Origin of the sequence: Bradyrhizobium sp. AT1 (genome assembly GCF_001590795.1) — a bacterium.
In the GTDB taxonomy this organism is placed as follows: Bacteria; Pseudomonadota; Alphaproteobacteria; order Rhizobiales; family Xanthobacteraceae; genus Bradyrhizobium.
On record NZ_JXDL01000001.1, the window covers coordinates 2,707,618 to 2,724,599 of the forward strand.

The following is a 16,982-nucleotide window of genomic DNA, read 5'->3' on the forward strand; positions in this document are numbered from 1 at the left end:
AGAGGGAGAAGATTAAGGCCCTCTCCATGCGTCTTCCCGACTCCGTCACGGGATCGTTTCTCGTCGCACTCGGCGCGGCGGCTGCCTATGGCGGCTACATCCTGCCGCCGGTGCCTGGACAGCCCGTCGGCCCCAACGTGTTTCCGCTGGTGATCGGCAGCGGGCTCGCGCTATGCGGGCTCGCGATCGTGTTCGGGATCGGCCACTCCTTCGAGGAGGAGGAAGAGCTGATCCCGCTGGAGGATGGCCAGGCCGCAGCCCCGCCGCCGCAAAGCAAACTCTACGGCCTGCGCGCGCTGCTGCCGCCGGCGCTGCTGCTGTTCTACGTGTTTGCAGCCGACCGGCTCGGCTTCATCATCACCGCGGCGATCATGGTCTATGTCACCTCGACCGCGCTCGGGGCCAAGTGGAAGCTGGCTTTGCCGCTCGCGGCGCTTTCGCCCTTCGCCATCCACCTCATCTTCGGCAAGTTGCTGCGTGTGCCGCTTCCTGCCGGCCTGCTGCCGACGCCCTGGTAATTCTCCATGCTCAAGACCCTGATTGAAGCGTTCGCCCTGATCTCCACCTGGGAGGTCATCATCGCGATGGTCGCGGCCTCCGTGTACGGCCTCGTGATCGGCTCGCTGCCCGGCCTGTCGGCGACGATGGCGACCGCCCTGCTCGTCCCCGTCACCTTCTACCTCTCGCCGATCGCGGCGATCGCGACCATCGTCGCGGCCTCCTCGATGGCGATCTTCTCCGGCGACATCCCGGGCGCACTGCTGCGCATTCCCGGCACGCCCGCTTCAGCTGCCTATGCGGATGAAGCCTACGCGATGACACGCAAGGGCCAGGCCGAGCTCGCGCTCGGGGCCGGCGTGTGGTTCTCCGCCGTCGGCGGCATCGCCGGCGTGCTGTCGCTGATGATCCCGGCGCCGCCGCTCGCCGAGATCGCGCTGTCGTTCTCCACCTTCGAATATTTCTGGCTGGCACTGCTCGGCCTGATGTGTGCCACGCTGGTGGCGCGCTCCTCGCCGGTGAAGGCGATCGCCGGCATGTTCCTAGGCCTGCTCGTCTCCTGCGTCGGCATCGAGAATCCCGGCGGCGTGCCGCGCTTCACCTTCGGCCTCACCGATCTGTTCGGCGGCATCGAGCCGATCCCGGCGCTGGTCGGCGTGTTCGCGGTGGCGCAGGTGATGCGCGCGATGCTGACGCCGGAACCGCCGCCCCTGCCGCGCCGAAAATTCGGAAGCATCATGGCCGGCCAGTGGAAGCTGACCAAGCAGTATCACTGGCAGATGACGCGCGGAAACATCGTCGGCATCATCATCGGCGTGCTGCCGGGCGCGGGCGCCGACATGGCCGCCTGGGTGTCCTACGCGATGTCCAAGCGCTTCTCCAAGGAGCCGGAGAAGTTCGGCACCGGCCACGTCGAGGGACTGGTCGAGGCCGGCGCCAGCAACAATGCCAGCATCGCCTCGGGCTGGGTGCCCTCGCTGCTGTTCGGCATTCCCGGCGACACCATCGCCGCGATCGCGATCGGCGTGCTCTACATGAAGGGCCTCAATCCGGGCCCGACGCTGTTCACCGAGAAAGCGTCGAGCATGTACGCGATCTATTTGATGTTCATCATCGCGAACATCCTGATGATCCCGCTCGGCATCGCCATGATCCGGATCGCCGCCTACATCCTGCTCGCTCCACGCTCGGCAATCATGCCGATCATCATGCTGTGCTGCGCGGTCGGTTCGTTCGCGATCGGCAACAACATGTTCGGCGTCGTCACCGTCGCCGCCTTCGGCGTGATCGGCTACGTCATGGAAGCCAACGGCTATCCCGTCGCCGCCATGGTGCTCGGGATCGTCATGGGCACCATGGTCGAGCAGGCCTTCGTCACGTCGCTGATCAAGTCCGACGGCAGTATTTTGCCGTTCTTCGAGCGCCCGGTCGCCGCCATCCTCGCCGCGATGGCGATCGGCGCGCTGCTGTGGCCGGTGATGGTGTGGGTCTGGCGCAAGGTGAAACCGCCGCAAACGGCGGCGGCAACGAGCAGGTGATACCGGGCGAGTGACCCTCGCCTGCCTGCCCTCGGCGTTGTAAAGCAGGGCATGACTGAGAAGAAGGCCTCGCTGGACATCAAATCCCTCGCCCGTGATCTCCGTGCCGGCAGCCGCGCGGCGTTGGCCCGCGCCATCACGCTCGTGGAGAGCCGCCGTGCCGACCATCAGGCGCTGGCGCGAGAGCTGGTGCAGACGCTGCTGCCCCACACCGGCAAGGCGTTCCGTGTCGGCATCACCGGCTCGCCGGGCGTCGGCAAGTCCACCACCATCGATGTGCTCGGCACCTATCTCATCGAGCAGGGTCACAAGGTCGCGGTGCTCGCGGTCGATCCGTCCTCGGCGCGCAGCGGCGGCTCAATCCTCGGCGACAAGACGCGGATGGCGCGGCTGTCGGCCTCTGACCATGCCTTCATCCGCCCCTCGCCGTCCTCGGGTACGCTCGGCGGGGTCGCGGCGAAGACACGCGAGGCGATGCTGCTCTGCGAGGCTGCCGGCTTCGGCGTCGTGCTGGTCGAGACCGTCGGCATCGGCCAGTCCGAGACTGCCGTCTGCGACATGACCGACTTCTTCCTCGCCCTGATGCTGCCGGGCGGCGGCGACGAATTGCAGGGCATCAAGAAGGGCCTGGTCGAGCTCGCCGACATGATCGCCATCAACAAGGCCGACGGAGACAATCTCAAGCGCGCCAACATCACCGCCGCCGACTATCGCGGCGCGCTGCATATTTTGGCGCCGCGGTCCGAGCATTGGCATCCGCCCGTCGTCACCTATTCGGCGCTGGCCGGCACCGGCATCGCGGAGCTCTGGCAGAAGGTTCTGGATCACCGCAAGGCGATGAACGCATCGGGCGACTTCGCCGCACGGCGGCGTGAGCAGCAGGTGAAATGGATGTGGTCGATGCTGGAGCAACGCATGCTGGCGCGGCTGCGCAGCGAGGCATCGGTTCGCACCAAGGTGAAGAAGATCGAGACTGAAGTCGCCGAAGGCCACCTCACCCCGGCCCTCGCCGCCGAGCAGATTTTGGAGTTGCTGCAATGAGCGACAGGCTCCGCATTCTCCTCACCGGCTTCGGGCCGTTTCCCGGCGCGCCCTACAACCCGACCCAGCCGCTGGTGGCGCGGCTCGCGCAATTGCGCCGGCCAGCATTGGATGACGTCGCGATCTCGAGCCACATCTTCCCGGTCACCTATGCGGCGGTCGACCACCAATTGCCCGAGGTGCTGGCAAAGCAGAAGCCCGATGCGCTGTTGATGTTCGGCCTCGCTGCGCGCACGCCCTACCTGCGCGTCGAGACCCGCGCGCGCAACGCCGTCACCATGCTCTGGCCCGATGCCGCCAACACCCGTTCGAGCAAGCGCGGCATCACCGGCACCGCGGACGCCATGGCGTTCGGCCCGCACACGGCAAGGCTGCTGCGCGCCGCGCGCCTCACCGGCATCGACGCACGGTCCTCGCGCGATGCCGGCGCCTATCTCTGCAACTATTTGAGCTGGCGCGCGATCGAGAACGTCAAGGCCGGTGGTCCGCAGCTTGCGGCGTTCATCCACATCCCCCTGCTTGGGCGCAGCGGCGCGGTGCGACGGAAGGGCGCAGCCCGGATTACGCTGGAGGAACTCGTTGATGCCGGCGAGGCCATGCTGATGGAAATGGTGGGGTTGGCAAGGAAGCGACGGAACACGCTGGCGCCTCCGCCGCGGTAAACGTTTAACCCTACCGCGAACAATCCCCGCGCCCGCGTCCGCCCTGCGCTACCTAATCCGCGCGGAGGACGCGTCATGGACCTCAATCGCCGCCACCTCATCGGAGCTTCCACTGCCGGCATTGCCGGTGCGCTGGCCATGCCGGCCGACGCCGCGCGCGCGGCGCCGCTGACGTCCCTGCTCGGCCGCGATGCCACGCAATACGGCGTGCGACCCGGCAGCAGCGAAGACCAGACCCGCGCGCTGCAGCGTGCGATCGACGAGGCGGCGCGAGCGCAGATGCCACTGGCGCTGTCGCCCGGCGTCTATCGCAGCGGGCTGCTGCGGCTGCCGAGCGGCACACAATTGATCGGCGTGCGCGGCGCAACGAAAATCATCTTCACCGGCGGAGCTTCGGCGATCCAGAGCGACGGCTCCGACGCGATTGGGCTCACCGGCATCACCTTCGACGGCAGCAGCATTCCGCTGCCGACGCGGCGCGGACTGATCCATGTTCTCGGCGGACGCGACGTCCGCATCGTCGATTGCGAGATCACGAACTCGGGCGGCAGCGGCATCTGGCTCGAGCAGGTGTCCGGCGAGATCTCCGGCAACATCTTCACTGACATCGCGGTGACGGCGGTGGTGTCGTTCGATGCCAAAGGGCTCAACGTCTCCCGCAACACGATTCTCGGCACCAATGACAACGGCATCGAGATCCTGCGCACCGCGATCGGCGACGATGGCACGCTGGTGGCCGATAACCGCATCGAGAACATCAAGGCCGGCCCCGGCGGCTCCGGTCAGTACGGCAACGCCATCAACGCCTTCCGCGCCGGCAACGTGATCGTGCGCGGCAACCGCATCAGGAACTGCGATTACTCCGCGGTGCGCGGCAACTCCGCCTCGAACATCCACATCTCGGGCAACAGCGTCAGCGACGTACGCGAAGTCGCGCTCTATTCCGAGTTCGCGTTCGAGGCTGCGGTGATCGCCAACAATACGGTCGACGGCGCGGCCGTCGGTGTCTCCGTCTGCAATTTCAACGAAGGCGGCCGCATTGCGGTGGTTCAGGGCAACATCATCCGCAACCTGATCCCGAAGCGCCCGATCGGCACCGCACCGGACGACGACGCCGGCGTCGGCATCTACATCGAGGCGGACACCTCGGTGACCGGCAATGTGATCGAGAACGCGCCGTCCTACGGCATCGTCGCCGGCTGGGGCAAATATCTGCGCGACGTCGCGATCACGGGCAACGTGATCCGCAAGGCGCTGGCCGGTGTCGGCGTCTCCGTCGTGCCCGGCGCCGGCATCGCGCTCGTCAACAACAACATGATCTCGGAAACCCCGCGCGGCGCTGTCGTCGGCCTCGATCACGCGCGCGCGGTGACGTCGGATCTGTCGGCCGACGGCGCGCAACGATTTGCCCAGGTGGTGCTCGGCGGAAATGCGGTGCGAAGGTAGGCGCGGCCAATAGCCGGGCCGTACATCCTTCGAGGCCCCGCATGGGACGCGCCGCGTCCCATGCCCCGCACCTCAGGATGACGGGATGAAAATCCCTTGCCGGACGTTCCCTAGAACGCGTTCCGCAGCAGCGGGTACTTGGCTTCCAGGCCGTCGAGGCTGAAGGTGAATTCGACGACGCGTTCGGGGGCTGCGACGATCTCCTCGGCCGGCGGGGCGAATTGCGGCAGCAGCGCTGCCATCGCGGCAGGCGCGGCCTTTGGCGGCTTCGGGGCAGCCGCTGCGAGCGGCGTCCTGACTTCCGGCGCGGTGAACGGCGCCATTGCGGCAGGGGCCAGTGGTGGCTTCACGGCAGGTGCTGTGAACGGCGCTCGCGCAGCGGGAGCCTTCAGTGGCGGCATCTCGGCAGGCGCGATGAACGACGCGACCGCCGCAGGCGCCGGTACGGCGAACGGCGCGATCGGGGCTTCGGTGATCTCCGCCAGAACGTCGGGCTTTGGATCGAGCCTGACCGGCACGGTCGTCTCGGGGGCGATGTGGACGGCTTTCGGCTGCATCATCGGCGCCTGCTCGCGCGAAAACACGCGGGGCATCGTCGCCGGCGACCAACCGAATGCGGGCGTCACGCTCGCAGCCGCCTCGGCGACGTCCCCGCCGGTCGCGAGCGCGCGCCAGGTCTGGACCGCACGCTTGGCTTCCTGGATGTTTTCGAGGAATGCGATCTCGGAATGATAACGGCGCCACCGGCCGGTCTCGAACATCTCAGAGAGATGCTGCAGCCGCTGCTCGGCGAGCGCGCACCAGCGCGCCGCGACGTCGCGGCCAACAGCTACGGCACGCACAGACGCGCCGTTAGATTCTTGGCGAAGTGTCATAGACCAGCCCGTCAGGAGAGAACACGGACGCGGGGACGCAACGCACACGAATCAATTTAGAAGCGACATGAATATTTTGTGGAAAAGTTTTGACTTGTCCAGCAACGACACCCCGCGCGTCGCCAAACTCCGTAGTCGTGCGGAGATTTACTGCGTTTTCGAGTCAAGCTTCGCACAAGCATAGCGGGCTTGCGGCGTGTTGCTCGAGCGGCGGCCGGAATGCCGACGCGACCTTTCAACCGAAAGCTGAACGCATGCAGAGTTTCAAAAAATCGGACGCCCAAAAAGAAAAGACCCGTCCGGGGGGACAACCGGACGGGTCGAGCCATATGGGCGCTTGGGGTGGATGGGCGCTCGCGCCTAATATGACTGATGGGGAGGGATGACCGCTCCCACATAATTTGGTCGTGGCAGCTGGCTGAACGTTCAATGCGGCGTTTGCTTTTTTGAGCTTCGGTCCGCGCGCATCTTTGTCGCAGCCGCTATCGGGGCGCCGGCCTATCCGCCTGAGAAATCGTGGATTTATCGTCCGCGCTCGACAGCGAGGGTTGTTCGATCGCGCGGCTGTTGGGCCCATCGCGACGCGTCCCGGCATCTTCACGTTTTGTTGTACCGGATGCAGCCGCAACCGGCGTCGCTCCGTCAGCGGGAACTGCCATCACCGCGGCGAATGCGTCGATCTGGCCGTCGCCGAACAGCTCGTCACGCCCGGGGGAGCCGAGGTCGCGCGCGGTCTTCGCCAGCGTCATGCGCAGCGCCTCCGGCTTCAGGGCGTAATTGCGCTCGAGCAGCAACGCCGCGATGCCGGAGACATAGGCGGCCGAGAACGAGGTTCCCGACGTCATCTGGTACTTGCCGTCCGGCGCGGGCAGGAAGATGTCGACCCCGGGCGCCGCGACGGCGATGTAATTGCCGCGGTTGGACGCGGTGAACAGCCTGTCCTGCTGGTCGGTCGCACTGACCGCAATCACGTTGGGATTGGCAGCGGGATAGAGCGGCGGCGATTTCGGACCGGCATTGCCGGCGGCCGCGATCAGCACGAGGCCGCGCGCGGCGGTCGCCGCGATGGCGCGCTCGATCACCGCGTCCTTCGGACCGGCAAAGCTCATATTGACGATCTGCGCGCCGTGCTCGGCGGCGTAATTCAGCGAGCGCAGGATGATGTAGGACGAGCTCTCGGCGCCGCCGTTGGTGCCGCCGAAGGCGCGGATCGCGATGATGCGCGCCTCGGGCGCGCTGCCCATCAGCTTGACATGGGCCACGATCGCGCCGGCGATGCCGGTGCCGTGGACGTGCGGCCCCTCGGCGCTGCCGAGCGCATCGAAATTATCGGAGACGGAATTGGCAAGCTCGGGATGGCCGGCGTCGATGCCGGAGTCGATCACGGCAACCGTGACGTTGGCGCCGTGCGCCAGCGTGTGCGCCTGCGGCAGGCGGAGTTTTGCCAGTGCATATTGCGCGGGATCGCCCTCGCTCGGCGTCGTCGATTTCTGGTCCTGAAGCACATAGCGGAAGTTCGGCTGGACCGAGCGCACGCTGCCATCGGCGGCGAATTCGCGCCGTACCGTCTCGGTGGCCCGGCCATCCGTGATGCGGAACAGGCCGAACGTGGCCCCGATCAGCGGGAAGCTCTCCGAAGAGACGCGCGTCAAGCCGTGCCGGCGGGCAAGCTCGTCGGCATCGCCAGGCGTCAGCGTGCCATCGATCTCCGCCACGAATTCGTTGGCAAAGCTGCGCAGATTGGCGGCGGCCGGTGTGGCGTCGCCGCGGCCCTTGCCGGCGCTCTTCTTGCCGGATTTGGCCGAGCCTCCGCCGCCCGCATTCGGCTGCGCCAGGCATTCGCCGTCAGCATCGCGGTAGGGCGCGGTGCAGGCCGGATAGAGGTTCGGCGAGTAGCGTGCATAGGGCAGCAGCACCGTCGTCGGCCGGATGCGCGAGGTGGTGTGCGGGATGGCCGCCATCGTCCGCGGGCCGCGATCGACGCTGACCGCGCGTGCGGCGATATTGGGGCTGACGCGTGGGGTGATGCTCGGAGAGATGGTCGGCGTTCGCGAGGGCACGCTGATCGTCGGCGTGCGCATGATCGCCTGCGCCTGCGCGACCTCGACGCCGAGACAGGCGGCGATCAGGAGCGCGGCGCCGACCGATGAAGCGGTGACCCCGGCGCGCACCCTGCTCTCGGACTTGCCCGTCATCGGTTCAGCGACGCCTTAAGGCGCCGCGACGGCGAGGTTGACGAACTTCTCGCGCTGCATCCTGCCGAGCAGCGAAGCGAGCTCGTCCTGGCTCATCGCCCTGTCGAACTGGAGGCGGAACATGCCGCCCTTGGCATCGCCGATGATCGAGGCCTGATAGCTGTCGAGCAGCCCGGTGATGTCGGCAATGCGCGCCTCGGGCGTGAAGCGCACCAGCGCGCGCGACGGCGCAACCGTGCCGCCAAGCTCGCGTGTGATCGGCGCGCTGGTCGAGAGCGAAGCGGTCTGGAACGTCGCCGGCTGGTTCTTCATCAGCACGGCGCCGATGACACCGGCCTGCAGCACGAGCGCCACGGCGCCAAGGCTCGCCGACCAGGCCAGCGTGCGCGGCGACAGGCTCGCGAAGAAGCTCGAGATACGCGCCGACAGCGGCAGCGAGCCGCTCGCCCGCGCCGGCTCGGCCTCGATCGCGGCGAACAGCTTCTGCATCGCGCGCGTCGACGGAGCCCCTAAGCTCTCGTTCAGATGGATGGTCTCTTCGTACTCGCCGCGGATCGCGGCATATTGCTTGGCGAGCTCGGGATCGCGCGCCAGCGCTTCCTCGACACGGCGCGCATCGCGCGCGTTCAGCGTGCCGGCGGCGTGCCAGGGCAGCAGCAGTTCAATTTCACTGGGCTCTTGCTCCAGCATCTTCTTGCTCAAAGCCATCATGGCCAGCCTCGCTCAATGCCGGCTGCCTTCAGCAGTTCGGCCAATTTCTTGCGCGCATAGAACAAGCGCGTCTTCACAGTGTTCTCCGGTATTCCGACGATTTCGGCCACTTCTTCCACGGACTTCTCGTGGTAGTAGACGAGATCGACGATTTCCCGGTGGTCCGGCGAGAGGCCCGTCAGACACTCCCGCAACGCAGCACTGGTATCCTTCTTCTGCACCACCGTTTCCGGATCGTCGGACGTATCCTCGATCGCGTTCGCGGCGTCTTCGTCCAGTTCAAAATCCTTTCTGCGCCGAAGCGCAGACAGGGCCTTGAATCGGGTGATTGCCAGCAGCCAGGTAGAAACGGCGGATCGGCCCTCGAACTTGCCGGCTTGACGCCAAACGTCGAGAAACACCTCGCTAATGAGGTCTTCCGCCGCCTGCTCGTCCCGCACGAGCCTCAGCCCGAAACGATACACCCTGACATGGTGCCGCCCGTACAGCACCTGCATGGCGAGCCGGTCACCTTGAGCGATCCTGGCGATCAGGACCTCGTCCGAAGCCGCCTGTGTCACGCTCAATGCCCGTCTCGCAAAGTTGGTCGGGTCGGCGCGGCGGACGGTTCGACAGAGGGGGCAAAATTGTTCAGGGTACCGCAGTCATACGGGCGCCTGTGTGATCCACCCCACATACGTGCAGTTTTCTCGTCCCGCCCGCGGCCGTCGGCCGCCACAATCCAGATCGGTAACATAATACTGAGATACTTCCCTGCGGAATGCCTGTCCGGCACAGGCGGCCCGGCCACATCCGGTTCCATAGCAGTCCTGCACGACATATGTCTCGCCAAGCCTGACTTTGGCTCGATCGCACCGCAAACGAATGACTGGTCACCGGCGAAATTTCTTCCGCCGGCCTAACACCTTGTTCCGTGCTGCACCGTTCGGATTCGATTTCCAAGGATACCAAACCTAAAGGCTTGCCACGTAGATTTTTACGCTGACATCCATCACCGGCGGGACCATGAACACGGCCGCGACGTCCTTTCCCGAGAGGAATGCCGCTGAGGTCGCGGAGATCGTCCTCGCGCCCGAGGCGGCGGCCCCCGAGGTTCTGGCGCGCCGGGCCCGCCAGCGCCGCCAGATGTATATCGGCCAGGTCGCGAGCTATTCGCTGGGCGCTTCGGTCCTGCTGCTCTACGCCTATGCCGGGGCGGTCTCCATGGCCGTCCCCTCGCTGTTCTGGCTCGGCGGCCTGCTGATCATCGGCACGTTCACCGTGCTGTCGGAAGCCGGCTTCGGCGACCGGTTCGAGGATCATTATCTCACCGTCTTCCAGATCTCGGCGCATATGGCGCTGCAACTGGTGTTCCTGCTCGCGGTGCCGACGATCGGGGTCGCGTTCCTCGCCGTGCTGTTTCTGATCTTCGCGTTTGGCACGCTGCGGATGACGTCGAGCCAGGCGATGGTCACCTGGGGCCTTGCCACCTTCGGGCTTGCCTTGGTCTTCCTGGGCTCGGACCTGCCGATCGGACTGCCGGTGACGACCCGCCTGGAGCGAACCGCCTCGATGCTCTGCTTCGTGCTGGTGATCGGCCAGTGCGCCTTCCTCGGCCTGTTCGGCGCCACCCTGCGCAAGATCCTGTACCGGCGCAGCATCGAGCTGAAGGCCGCCTATCAGCGCATCGAGGAACTGGCCGAGCTCGACGAGCTCACCGGCTCCTACAACCGCCGCTGCATCATGCGGCTTCTCGATGCCGAGATCGAAAAGTCGCGTCAGGCCTCGACGCCTTGCGCGATCGCGCTGATCGATCTCGACTGGTTCAAGCGCATCAACGACGCCCACGGCCATCCCGTCGGCGACGAGGTGCTGCGCACCTTCGCGATCACGATTTTCGCCAACATCCGCCCGGCCGACTGCTTCGGTCGCTACGGCGGCGAGGAATTCCTGCTGATTTTGCCGGACACCTCGGGCGACGCCGCCCAGCGCATGCTCGATCGCCTGCGCAGCATCGTCGCCGATCTCGACTGGAGCGCATTCTCTCCGGGCATGCACGTGACCATTTCCGCGGGCGTCGTGACGCTGCGCGACAACGATACTGCCGACACGTTTCTCGCGCGCGCCGACCGCGCGCTCTATTCCGCCAAGGCGCAAGGGCGCAACCGCATTGCAACGAGTTGACCAATCCATTTCGTCCCGGTGCGACAGAAGCCGACGCCGGACCGAACGCTCCAGGACAGGGCAATGAGATCCAAATCCACAAGATCATCCGAGAATCTGCTCGAGGAATTGCAGGCTGCGCTCTCGCACGGCACCGTCGCGCGCCGGGTCGAGACACTACGCCGCGTGACCGATCTCTTCGTGGGCAACGCGGTGGATTATTCCGACGACCACATCCGCGTGTTCGACGACGTGTTCCAGTGCCTGATCGAGCAGATCGAGGTTTCGGCCAGGGCGCTGCTCGCCGACCGCCTCGCGCCGATCGCGGCCGCGCCGCCGAACATCATCCGCACGCTCGCGCTCGACGAGGTCGTCGAGGTCTCCGGCCCCGTGCTGTCGAAATCGGAACGGCTGGACGAGACGACCTTGATCGAGATCGCGCACACGAGGGGCCAGGCTCATCTCAAGGCGATCTCGCTGCGACGGGTGCTGTCGGAGGCGCTGACCGACGTGCTGGTGAGCCGCGGCGACGAGGACGTGGTGCAGTCGACCGTCAGCAATCCGGGCGCGCGCTTTTCCGAGGGAAGCCTCACCGATCTCATCACCCGCGCCGAACGCGACGACGACCTCGCCACCTGCATCGGCCTGCGGACGGACCTGCCGCGTCATCACTATTTGAAACTGGTCGCCAAGGCGTCCTCGAGCGTGCGCAGGAAGCTCGAGGCCGCGCATCCGGAGCTCGTCGACGAGGTGTCGAGCGTGGTCCAGGAAGTGGCCCAGCGGATCCGCGCCGCCGCGATGACCAAGCAAACCGAGATGGCCCGTGCGCTGGTGAAGTCACTGCACGCTGACGGCCGTCTCAACGAATTCCAGGTCACCACTTTCGCCGAGCAGGGCAAGTTCGACGAAACCAATGCGGGGCTCGCGGCGCTCGCGGGCGTCGCGGTCGACACCGCCGAGACCATGATGATCGAAAGCCGCACCGAGGGTGTGATGATCCTCGCCAAGGTCGCGGGCATGTCCTGGCCGAGCGTGCGCGCCATCATCGCCATGCGCGAGAAGCTCTCAGGCGGCTCGCAGACCGACATGCTGACGCTGCGCGACGCTTACGAGGCGCTCCGCAGCTCGACAGCGCAGCAGGTGCTGCGCTTCCACCGTATGCAGCAGAGCACGATTCCGGCGGCGTGACGCCGGCTTGCTAGTAGCGCAGGACTTTGGACCCCACCGCAGCCCCAATCGCCGCGACGAGCGCCGCCGCGAGCGTGTACCAGGTCGCGACGAACAGTGGGGAGTCGTCGGTGCAGTGCGAGGCGTAGAGCGTCGCGGCAAGGCCGGCCGATACCAGGCCAGCGAGCGCGCCGGCGAGCGCCGGATGCGAGGGCGCGCCATGGCGCAGGCCGAACAGCGCGCCCGCGAGCAGCGGCAGCGACATCGCGGGAATCGCGACCAGGCAGACCCTGGAGTTCTTGCCCACCAGCCGCATCGTCATCGGCATGGCCGGCGCCATCATCGCCTCGCTGCCGATCGCAACCGCAAGCAGCCCTACGGGGAGCAGCAAGAGCCAGCCCCAGCCGCGCATCAAGGCTTCCGGACGCGACAGATGCAGGCTGACGATGATGGCGGGGATCGCGAGCGACAGCGTGACCGCGAACTTCATGTCGAAGAACGGGTTGTGCATGGCGGTCATCACGTCCGGCCGCACGCCAAGGAAGGTCGCGAAGATCAGGATCGACAAGGGCGCAGCCACCAGCAGCGCCATGGTCAGCATGGCGCCGACGCGCGGCATGCGATGGGCGTTGTCGGCTGCGAGCGAGCGAATGAGTTGGTCGGTGTCCATCACTAATGGTCCCGCAGTTTGGCGGTGAGTGCTGCAAGTCCGCGATGCAGTGCGACCCGCACCGCGCCTTCGCTCATCGAAAGCTTCGCCGCCGTGTCCTTGATCGAGGCACTCTCGACCGCGATCGACTGCAGCACGTCGCGCTGGCGCTGCGGCAGCGTGCCGAGCTGGGTTGCAACCTCGCCCGCGGAGGCCGTCTCTTGCGGTGCCTCGCCCGGCAAGGTCTCGGCGAAATCGTCGATGTTGACGAAGATGCGCCTGCCGCGTCGCCGCAAGGCATCGATCAGCTTGTTGCGGGCGATCGCGAACAGCCAGGGCGCGAAGGGGGCTTCGCTGTCCCAAGTGTGCCGCTTCAAATGCACCGCCAACAGAATCTCCTGCACGATATCCTCGGCCTGGTCTGGAGGTTGCCCGGCCCGCGCCAAGCCACGCCTTGCGGCGGCGCGCAGCACCGGCGTGACCGCCCTCAACAGGCGATGATACGCCGCATCATCGCCAGCCATGGCCGACCGCATCAGGCCGGTCCATTCGTCCTCACGTCCGCGCACGCGCGCCCTCACCATGCAATTCGGCCGTTCGTTCAATTTGTTACGCGGGCGGCCCACGATCACGAATTCGTGATCGTGGGCCGCAGCACGCGACCGATACGACCAAAACGTCTGCGACGGCTCATAACACCGATCGGCACGCCCCGCACCCGGCGGCAGGCCGCATCGCACCGCTTTGCCCCGTTTTCGCCCGGAGGAGCGCGAAGATTCCCATTTTCTGCCCCGCTGTCGTCACGCCCCAGGGTCTCTGTTCGCTCCCGGGACGGGCGGAATTGGGGAGATCGTCAACATGATGAAAGCCAGCGGGCGCGCGGCGTTGATCCTTCTTGCCGGCCTTTTCGTGCTGTTCGGAGGCGTCGCGCAGGCGGCGCCGAGTTCAACCGGCAAATCGGACGGCGCGGGCAAACAGGCTGACACAGCCAAGCCGGGCAAGCACCGGCGCCACGAGTCGCGTCGTACCGTCAGCGGCAAGACGGCACAGAAATCCGACGACAAGAACGACGTCCCTGCAAAGGCCGAGGAGCCGAAGGCGGATAACAAGGCCGAGAACGAGATGCCGGCCTCGGGCCAGATGCCGCCGGCGGTCGCCAATGCCAATGCACAGCTCGCCGCCGCCGATACGCCGACCGCGGCTGCGGCCACCGCGATGACCGACCGCGCCAACGACAATGTCCAGGCGGCGGCCGATAATACCGGCGCCGCGAACGCCGAGAGCCAGGTCGTCGCACCCGATCAGCTCAACGACATCGACCGCGCCCTGCAGCAGGACACCCCGCCGCCGCAAAAGGCGGTGATTGCCGCAACCGAGGCCCAGCCGCGGCCGGCGCCGGTGATGGCGAGCAGCCAGCAGAGTTCGGCCTGGGACCAGAGCTCGCTGATCGGCAAGATCTTCATCGGCGTCGGCACGCTGCTGACGCTGGCCTCGGCCGCACGCATGTTCATGGCCTGATTGCCGGTCCGGCAGGACGCGCAGCCCGCGCGTCCTGCGTCGCTGCTCCTTGTCCGCTGCCCCTTGAAGGCATCCGCGCCAGCGGGCACATTGCCCGCCCTATCAAAAGCGTGGGTGAAGCATGAGCACGTTCGAACACATCATCGTCGAGAGCAAAGGCGCAGTCGGTATCATCAAGCTGAACCGGCCGAAGATGCTCAACGCGCTCTCCTTCGGCGTCTTCCGCGAGATCGCGGCTGCCGTCGACGATCTCGAGGCCGACGACGCCATCGGCTGCATCGTCGTGACCGGCAGCGAGAAGGCCTTTGCCGCCGGCGCCGACATCAAGGAGATGCAGCCGAAGGGCTTCATCGACATGTTCTCCGAGGATTTTGCCGCGATCGGCGGCGACCGCCTCGCGCGCTGCCGCAAGCCGACCATTGCCGCGGTCGCGGGCTACGCGCTCGGCGGCGGTTGCGAGCTCGCCATGATGTGCGATGTCATCATCGCCGCCGACACCGCCAAGTTCGGCCAGCCCGAGATCACGCTCGGCACCATTCCCGGCATCGGCGGTACCCAGCGCCTGACGCGCGCGATCGGCAAGTCCAAGGCGATGGACCTGTGCCTCACCGGCCGCATGATGGATGCGGCGGAAGCCGAGCGCTCGGGCCTCGTCAGCCGCATCGTACCCGCTGACAAGCTGATGGACGAAGTGATGGCGGCAGCCGACAAGATCGCGTCGATGTCGCGCCCTGCTGTCGCGATGGCCAAGGAAGCGGTGAACCGCGCCTTCGAGACCACGCTCGCCGAGGGCATGAGCGTCGAGCGCAACCTGTTCCACGCGACCTTCGCGCTGGAGGACCGCTCCGAGGGCATGGCGGCGTTCATCGAGAAGCGCAAGCCGGTGAACAAGAACCGGTAATCTCGGCGCACGGTCAGGCTGGTGTAAGGCTCGGCCGTGTTCCCCCAAAATCCTGTGACGAAGCTGCAACAAGCACGGATTTCATGGGGGTTTCCCCCGCGGCAGTTTGCCTGCGGGACCTCGGCTGGTTAAACAGTTAAGAGGCCTCGTCGGCGGGGGCGGACAGCCGGGGTTAAGCGGGATTACATGATTGGGCGTACCGCCAGAGCTGGTCGCGAGATGACGCGGCATCGATCGGGCGTGGGTCCTGCGCTTGCGACATGGACCACGCTGGCGCTCTGCTGCGCCCTGCCCTCCGCTGCGTCGGCGGAAGCCCTGCCCGATGCGCTCGCCAAGGCCTACCAGACCAATCCGCAGCTCAATGCCGAACGGGCGCGACAACGCGCCACGGACGAGAACGTGCCACAGGCCCTCGCGGGCTACCGGCCGCAGATCGTGGCGAGCCTCAGCGCCGGCCTGCAAACGGTGCGCAATCTCTTGCCCGACAACACGATCCAGACCGGCAACCTCAAGCCATGGATCATCGGCGTCACCGTGACGCAGACCCTGTTCAACGGGTTCCGTACCGCCAACAACGTGCGGGCCGCCGAGCTCCAGGTGCAGTCGGGCCGCGAGGCGCTGCGTAATGTCGGCCAGGGCGTGCTGCTCGACGCTGTCACCGCCTATACCAATGTGCTCGCCAACCAGTCGCTGGTCGAGGCGCAGCGTTCCAACGTCGCCTTCCTGCGCGAGACGCTCGCGGTCACCCAGCGCCGCCTCAACGCCGGCGATGTCACGCCGACCGACAGCGCGCAGGCCGAGGCACGCCTCAATCGCGGCCTTGCCGATCTCAACGCCGCCGAAGTCGCCCTTGCCATCAGCCAGGCGACCTATGCGCAAGTGATCGGCAATTCGCCGTCGCAGCTACGGCCCGCCGAGGTCGTCGACCGTTATCTGCCGAAGAGCCGCGAAGACGCCATGACGATGGCGATCCGCCAGCATCCTGCGGTGATGGCCGCCAGCTTCGACGTCGATGTCGCCTCCACCAACATCCGCATCGCCGAAGGCGCGCTGCTGCCGAGCGCCACCATTCAGGGCAGCGCCAGCAAGAGCCGCAACAACGACCCGACGCTCGGCACCTTTGCCGAGGACCAGGCCTCGATCGTCGCCAGCGTCACCGCGCCGATCTATGACGGCGGCCAGGCCGCGGCGCAGACCCGGCAGGCCAAGGAAATCACGGCGCAGAGCCGGCTCGTGCTCGACCAGGTGCGCAACCAGGCGCGCACGGCGGCGGTCAGCGCCTGGGTCGCCAATGAGGGCGCCAAGATCACGGTCTCGGCCTCGGAGTCCGAAGTGAAAGCCGCAACCGTCGCTCTGCAAGGCGTGCAGCGCGAGGCCGCCGGCGGACAACGCACGACGGTGGACGTCCTGAACTCGCAGGCCGATCTGATCCAGGCCAAGGCCCGCCTGATCGGCGCGCTGCGCGACCGTGTCATTGCCTCGTACACGCTGCTCAGTGCCACCGGCCATCTCGACGTCAAGACACTGAGCCTGAACACGCCGGACTACCTGCCCGAGGTGCACTACCATCAGGTCCGCGATGCCTGGCACGGCCTGCGCACGCCGTCGGGGCAGTAGGCCCGCGCAGCATCTCTTTGCA

Annotated in this window: 16 protein-coding genes; 10 read left to right on the forward strand and 6 right to left on the reverse strand. The window is 66.5% G+C overall.

All coding sequences use genetic code 11. The features are described 5' to 3' along the window. The 5 genes from SE92_RS12875 to SE92_RS12895 all read left to right on the forward strand — a co-directional run. Positions 1-518: tripartite tricarboxylate transporter TctB family protein (locus SE92_RS12875; RefSeq protein WP_245324567.1), on the forward strand; the 518-nt coding region annotated here is incomplete at its 5' end. Positions 519-524: 6 nt separating this feature from the next. Beyond that, positions 525-2,036 (forward strand): tripartite tricarboxylate transporter permease, encoded by a 1,512-nt coding sequence (locus tag SE92_RS12880; protein ID WP_063196036.1) that lies wholly within the window; start codon positions 525-527, stop codon positions 2,034-2,036. 51 nt (positions 2,037-2,087) lie between these two features. Further along, positions 2,088-3,077 (forward strand): methylmalonyl Co-A mutase-associated GTPase MeaB, encoded by a 990-nt coding sequence (gene meaB / locus SE92_RS12885; RefSeq protein ID WP_063196037.1) that lies wholly within the window; start codon positions 2,088-2,090, stop codon positions 3,075-3,077. Continuing rightward, positions 3,074-3,739 (forward strand): pyroglutamyl-peptidase I, encoded by a 666-nt coding sequence (locus SE92_RS12890; protein ID WP_063196038.1) that lies wholly within the window; start codon positions 3,074-3,076, stop codon positions 3,737-3,739. The genes meaB and SE92_RS12890 overlap by 4 nt, the downstream gene beginning before the upstream one ends. A 75-nt stretch (positions 3,740-3,814) precedes the next feature. Continuing rightward, positions 3,815-5,185, forward strand: a complete 1,371-nt coding sequence (locus SE92_RS12895) for a TIGR03808 family TAT-translocated repetitive protein (RefSeq protein WP_063196039.1) — start codon at positions 3,815-3,817, stop codon at positions 5,183-5,185. Positions 5,186-5,295: 110 nt separating this feature from the next. Here the strand turns inward: SE92_RS12895 and SE92_RS12900 are convergent, their stop codons facing one another. From SE92_RS12900 to SE92_RS12915, 4 genes are all read right to left on the reverse strand, one after another. After that, positions 5,296-6,060: a TIGR03809 family protein gene (locus SE92_RS12900; protein WP_063196040.1), complete on the reverse strand. Its 765-nt coding sequence runs from the start codon at positions 6,058-6,060 to the stop codon at positions 5,296-5,298. 482 nt (positions 6,061-6,542) lie between these two features. After that, positions 6,543-8,255, reverse strand: coding sequence for a S8 family serine peptidase (locus tag SE92_RS12905; protein ID WP_063196041.1), 1,713 nt, complete (start codon positions 8,253-8,255; stop codon positions 6,543-6,545). Between the two features lie 15 nt (positions 8,256-8,270). Further along, on the reverse strand, positions 8,271-8,966 hold the full coding sequence (locus tag SE92_RS12910; protein ID WP_063196042.1) for a hypothetical protein: 696 nt from the start codon (positions 8,964-8,966) through the stop codon (positions 8,271-8,273). After that, positions 8,963-9,532, reverse strand: a complete 570-nt coding sequence (locus SE92_RS12915; protein WP_063196043.1) for a sigma-70 family RNA polymerase sigma factor — start codon at positions 9,530-9,532, stop codon at positions 8,963-8,965. Before SE92_RS12915 ends, SE92_RS12910 begins: the two co-directional genes overlap by 4 nt. A gap of 439 nt (positions 9,533-9,971) precedes the next feature. On the opposite strand from SE92_RS12915, the gene SE92_RS12920 reads away from it, so the two are divergent. Together SE92_RS12920 and SE92_RS12925 are read left to right on the forward strand one after the other, a co-directional pair. Then, positions 9,972-11,129 (forward strand): GGDEF domain-containing protein, encoded by a 1,158-nt coding sequence (locus SE92_RS12920; protein ID WP_063196044.1) that lies wholly within the window; start codon positions 9,972-9,974, stop codon positions 11,127-11,129. Positions 11,130-11,192: 63 nt separating this feature from the next. Further along, positions 11,193-12,296, forward strand: coding sequence for a DUF2336 domain-containing protein (locus tag SE92_RS12925; protein ID WP_063196045.1), 1,104 nt, complete (start codon positions 11,193-11,195; stop codon positions 12,294-12,296). Positions 12,297-12,306: 10 nt separating this feature from the next. Here SE92_RS12925 and SE92_RS12930 read toward each other — a convergent pair whose 3' ends face one another. Both SE92_RS12930 and SE92_RS12935 read right to left on the reverse strand, forming a co-directional pair. Next, complete coding sequence (locus tag SE92_RS12930; protein ID WP_063196046.1) at positions 12,307-12,945, reverse strand: NrsF family protein; 639 nt, start codon at positions 12,943-12,945, stop codon at positions 12,307-12,309. Positions 12,946-12,947: 2 nt separating this feature from the next. Continuing rightward, positions 12,948-13,493 (reverse strand): sigma-70 family RNA polymerase sigma factor, encoded by a 546-nt coding sequence (locus SE92_RS12935; protein ID WP_063203498.1) that lies wholly within the window; start codon positions 13,491-13,493, stop codon positions 12,948-12,950. A gap of 289 nt (positions 13,494-13,782) precedes the next feature. On the opposite strand from SE92_RS12935, the gene SE92_RS12940 reads away from it, so the two are divergent. From SE92_RS12940 to SE92_RS12950, 3 genes are all read left to right on the forward strand, one after another. After that, on the forward strand, positions 13,783-14,442 hold the full coding sequence (locus tag SE92_RS12940) for a hypothetical protein (protein ID WP_063196047.1): 660 nt from the start codon (positions 13,783-13,785) through the stop codon (positions 14,440-14,442). Positions 14,443-14,563: 121 nt separating this feature from the next. Then, complete coding sequence (locus tag SE92_RS12945; RefSeq protein WP_063196048.1) at positions 14,564-15,343, forward strand: enoyl-CoA hydratase; 780 nt, start codon at positions 14,564-14,566, stop codon at positions 15,341-15,343. A 219-nt stretch (positions 15,344-15,562) separates the two neighbouring features. Next, positions 15,563-16,960, forward strand: coding sequence for a TolC family outer membrane protein (locus SE92_RS12950; RefSeq protein WP_063196049.1), 1,398 nt, complete (start codon positions 15,563-15,565; stop codon positions 16,958-16,960). Positions 16,961-16,982: the final 22 nt, after the last annotated feature.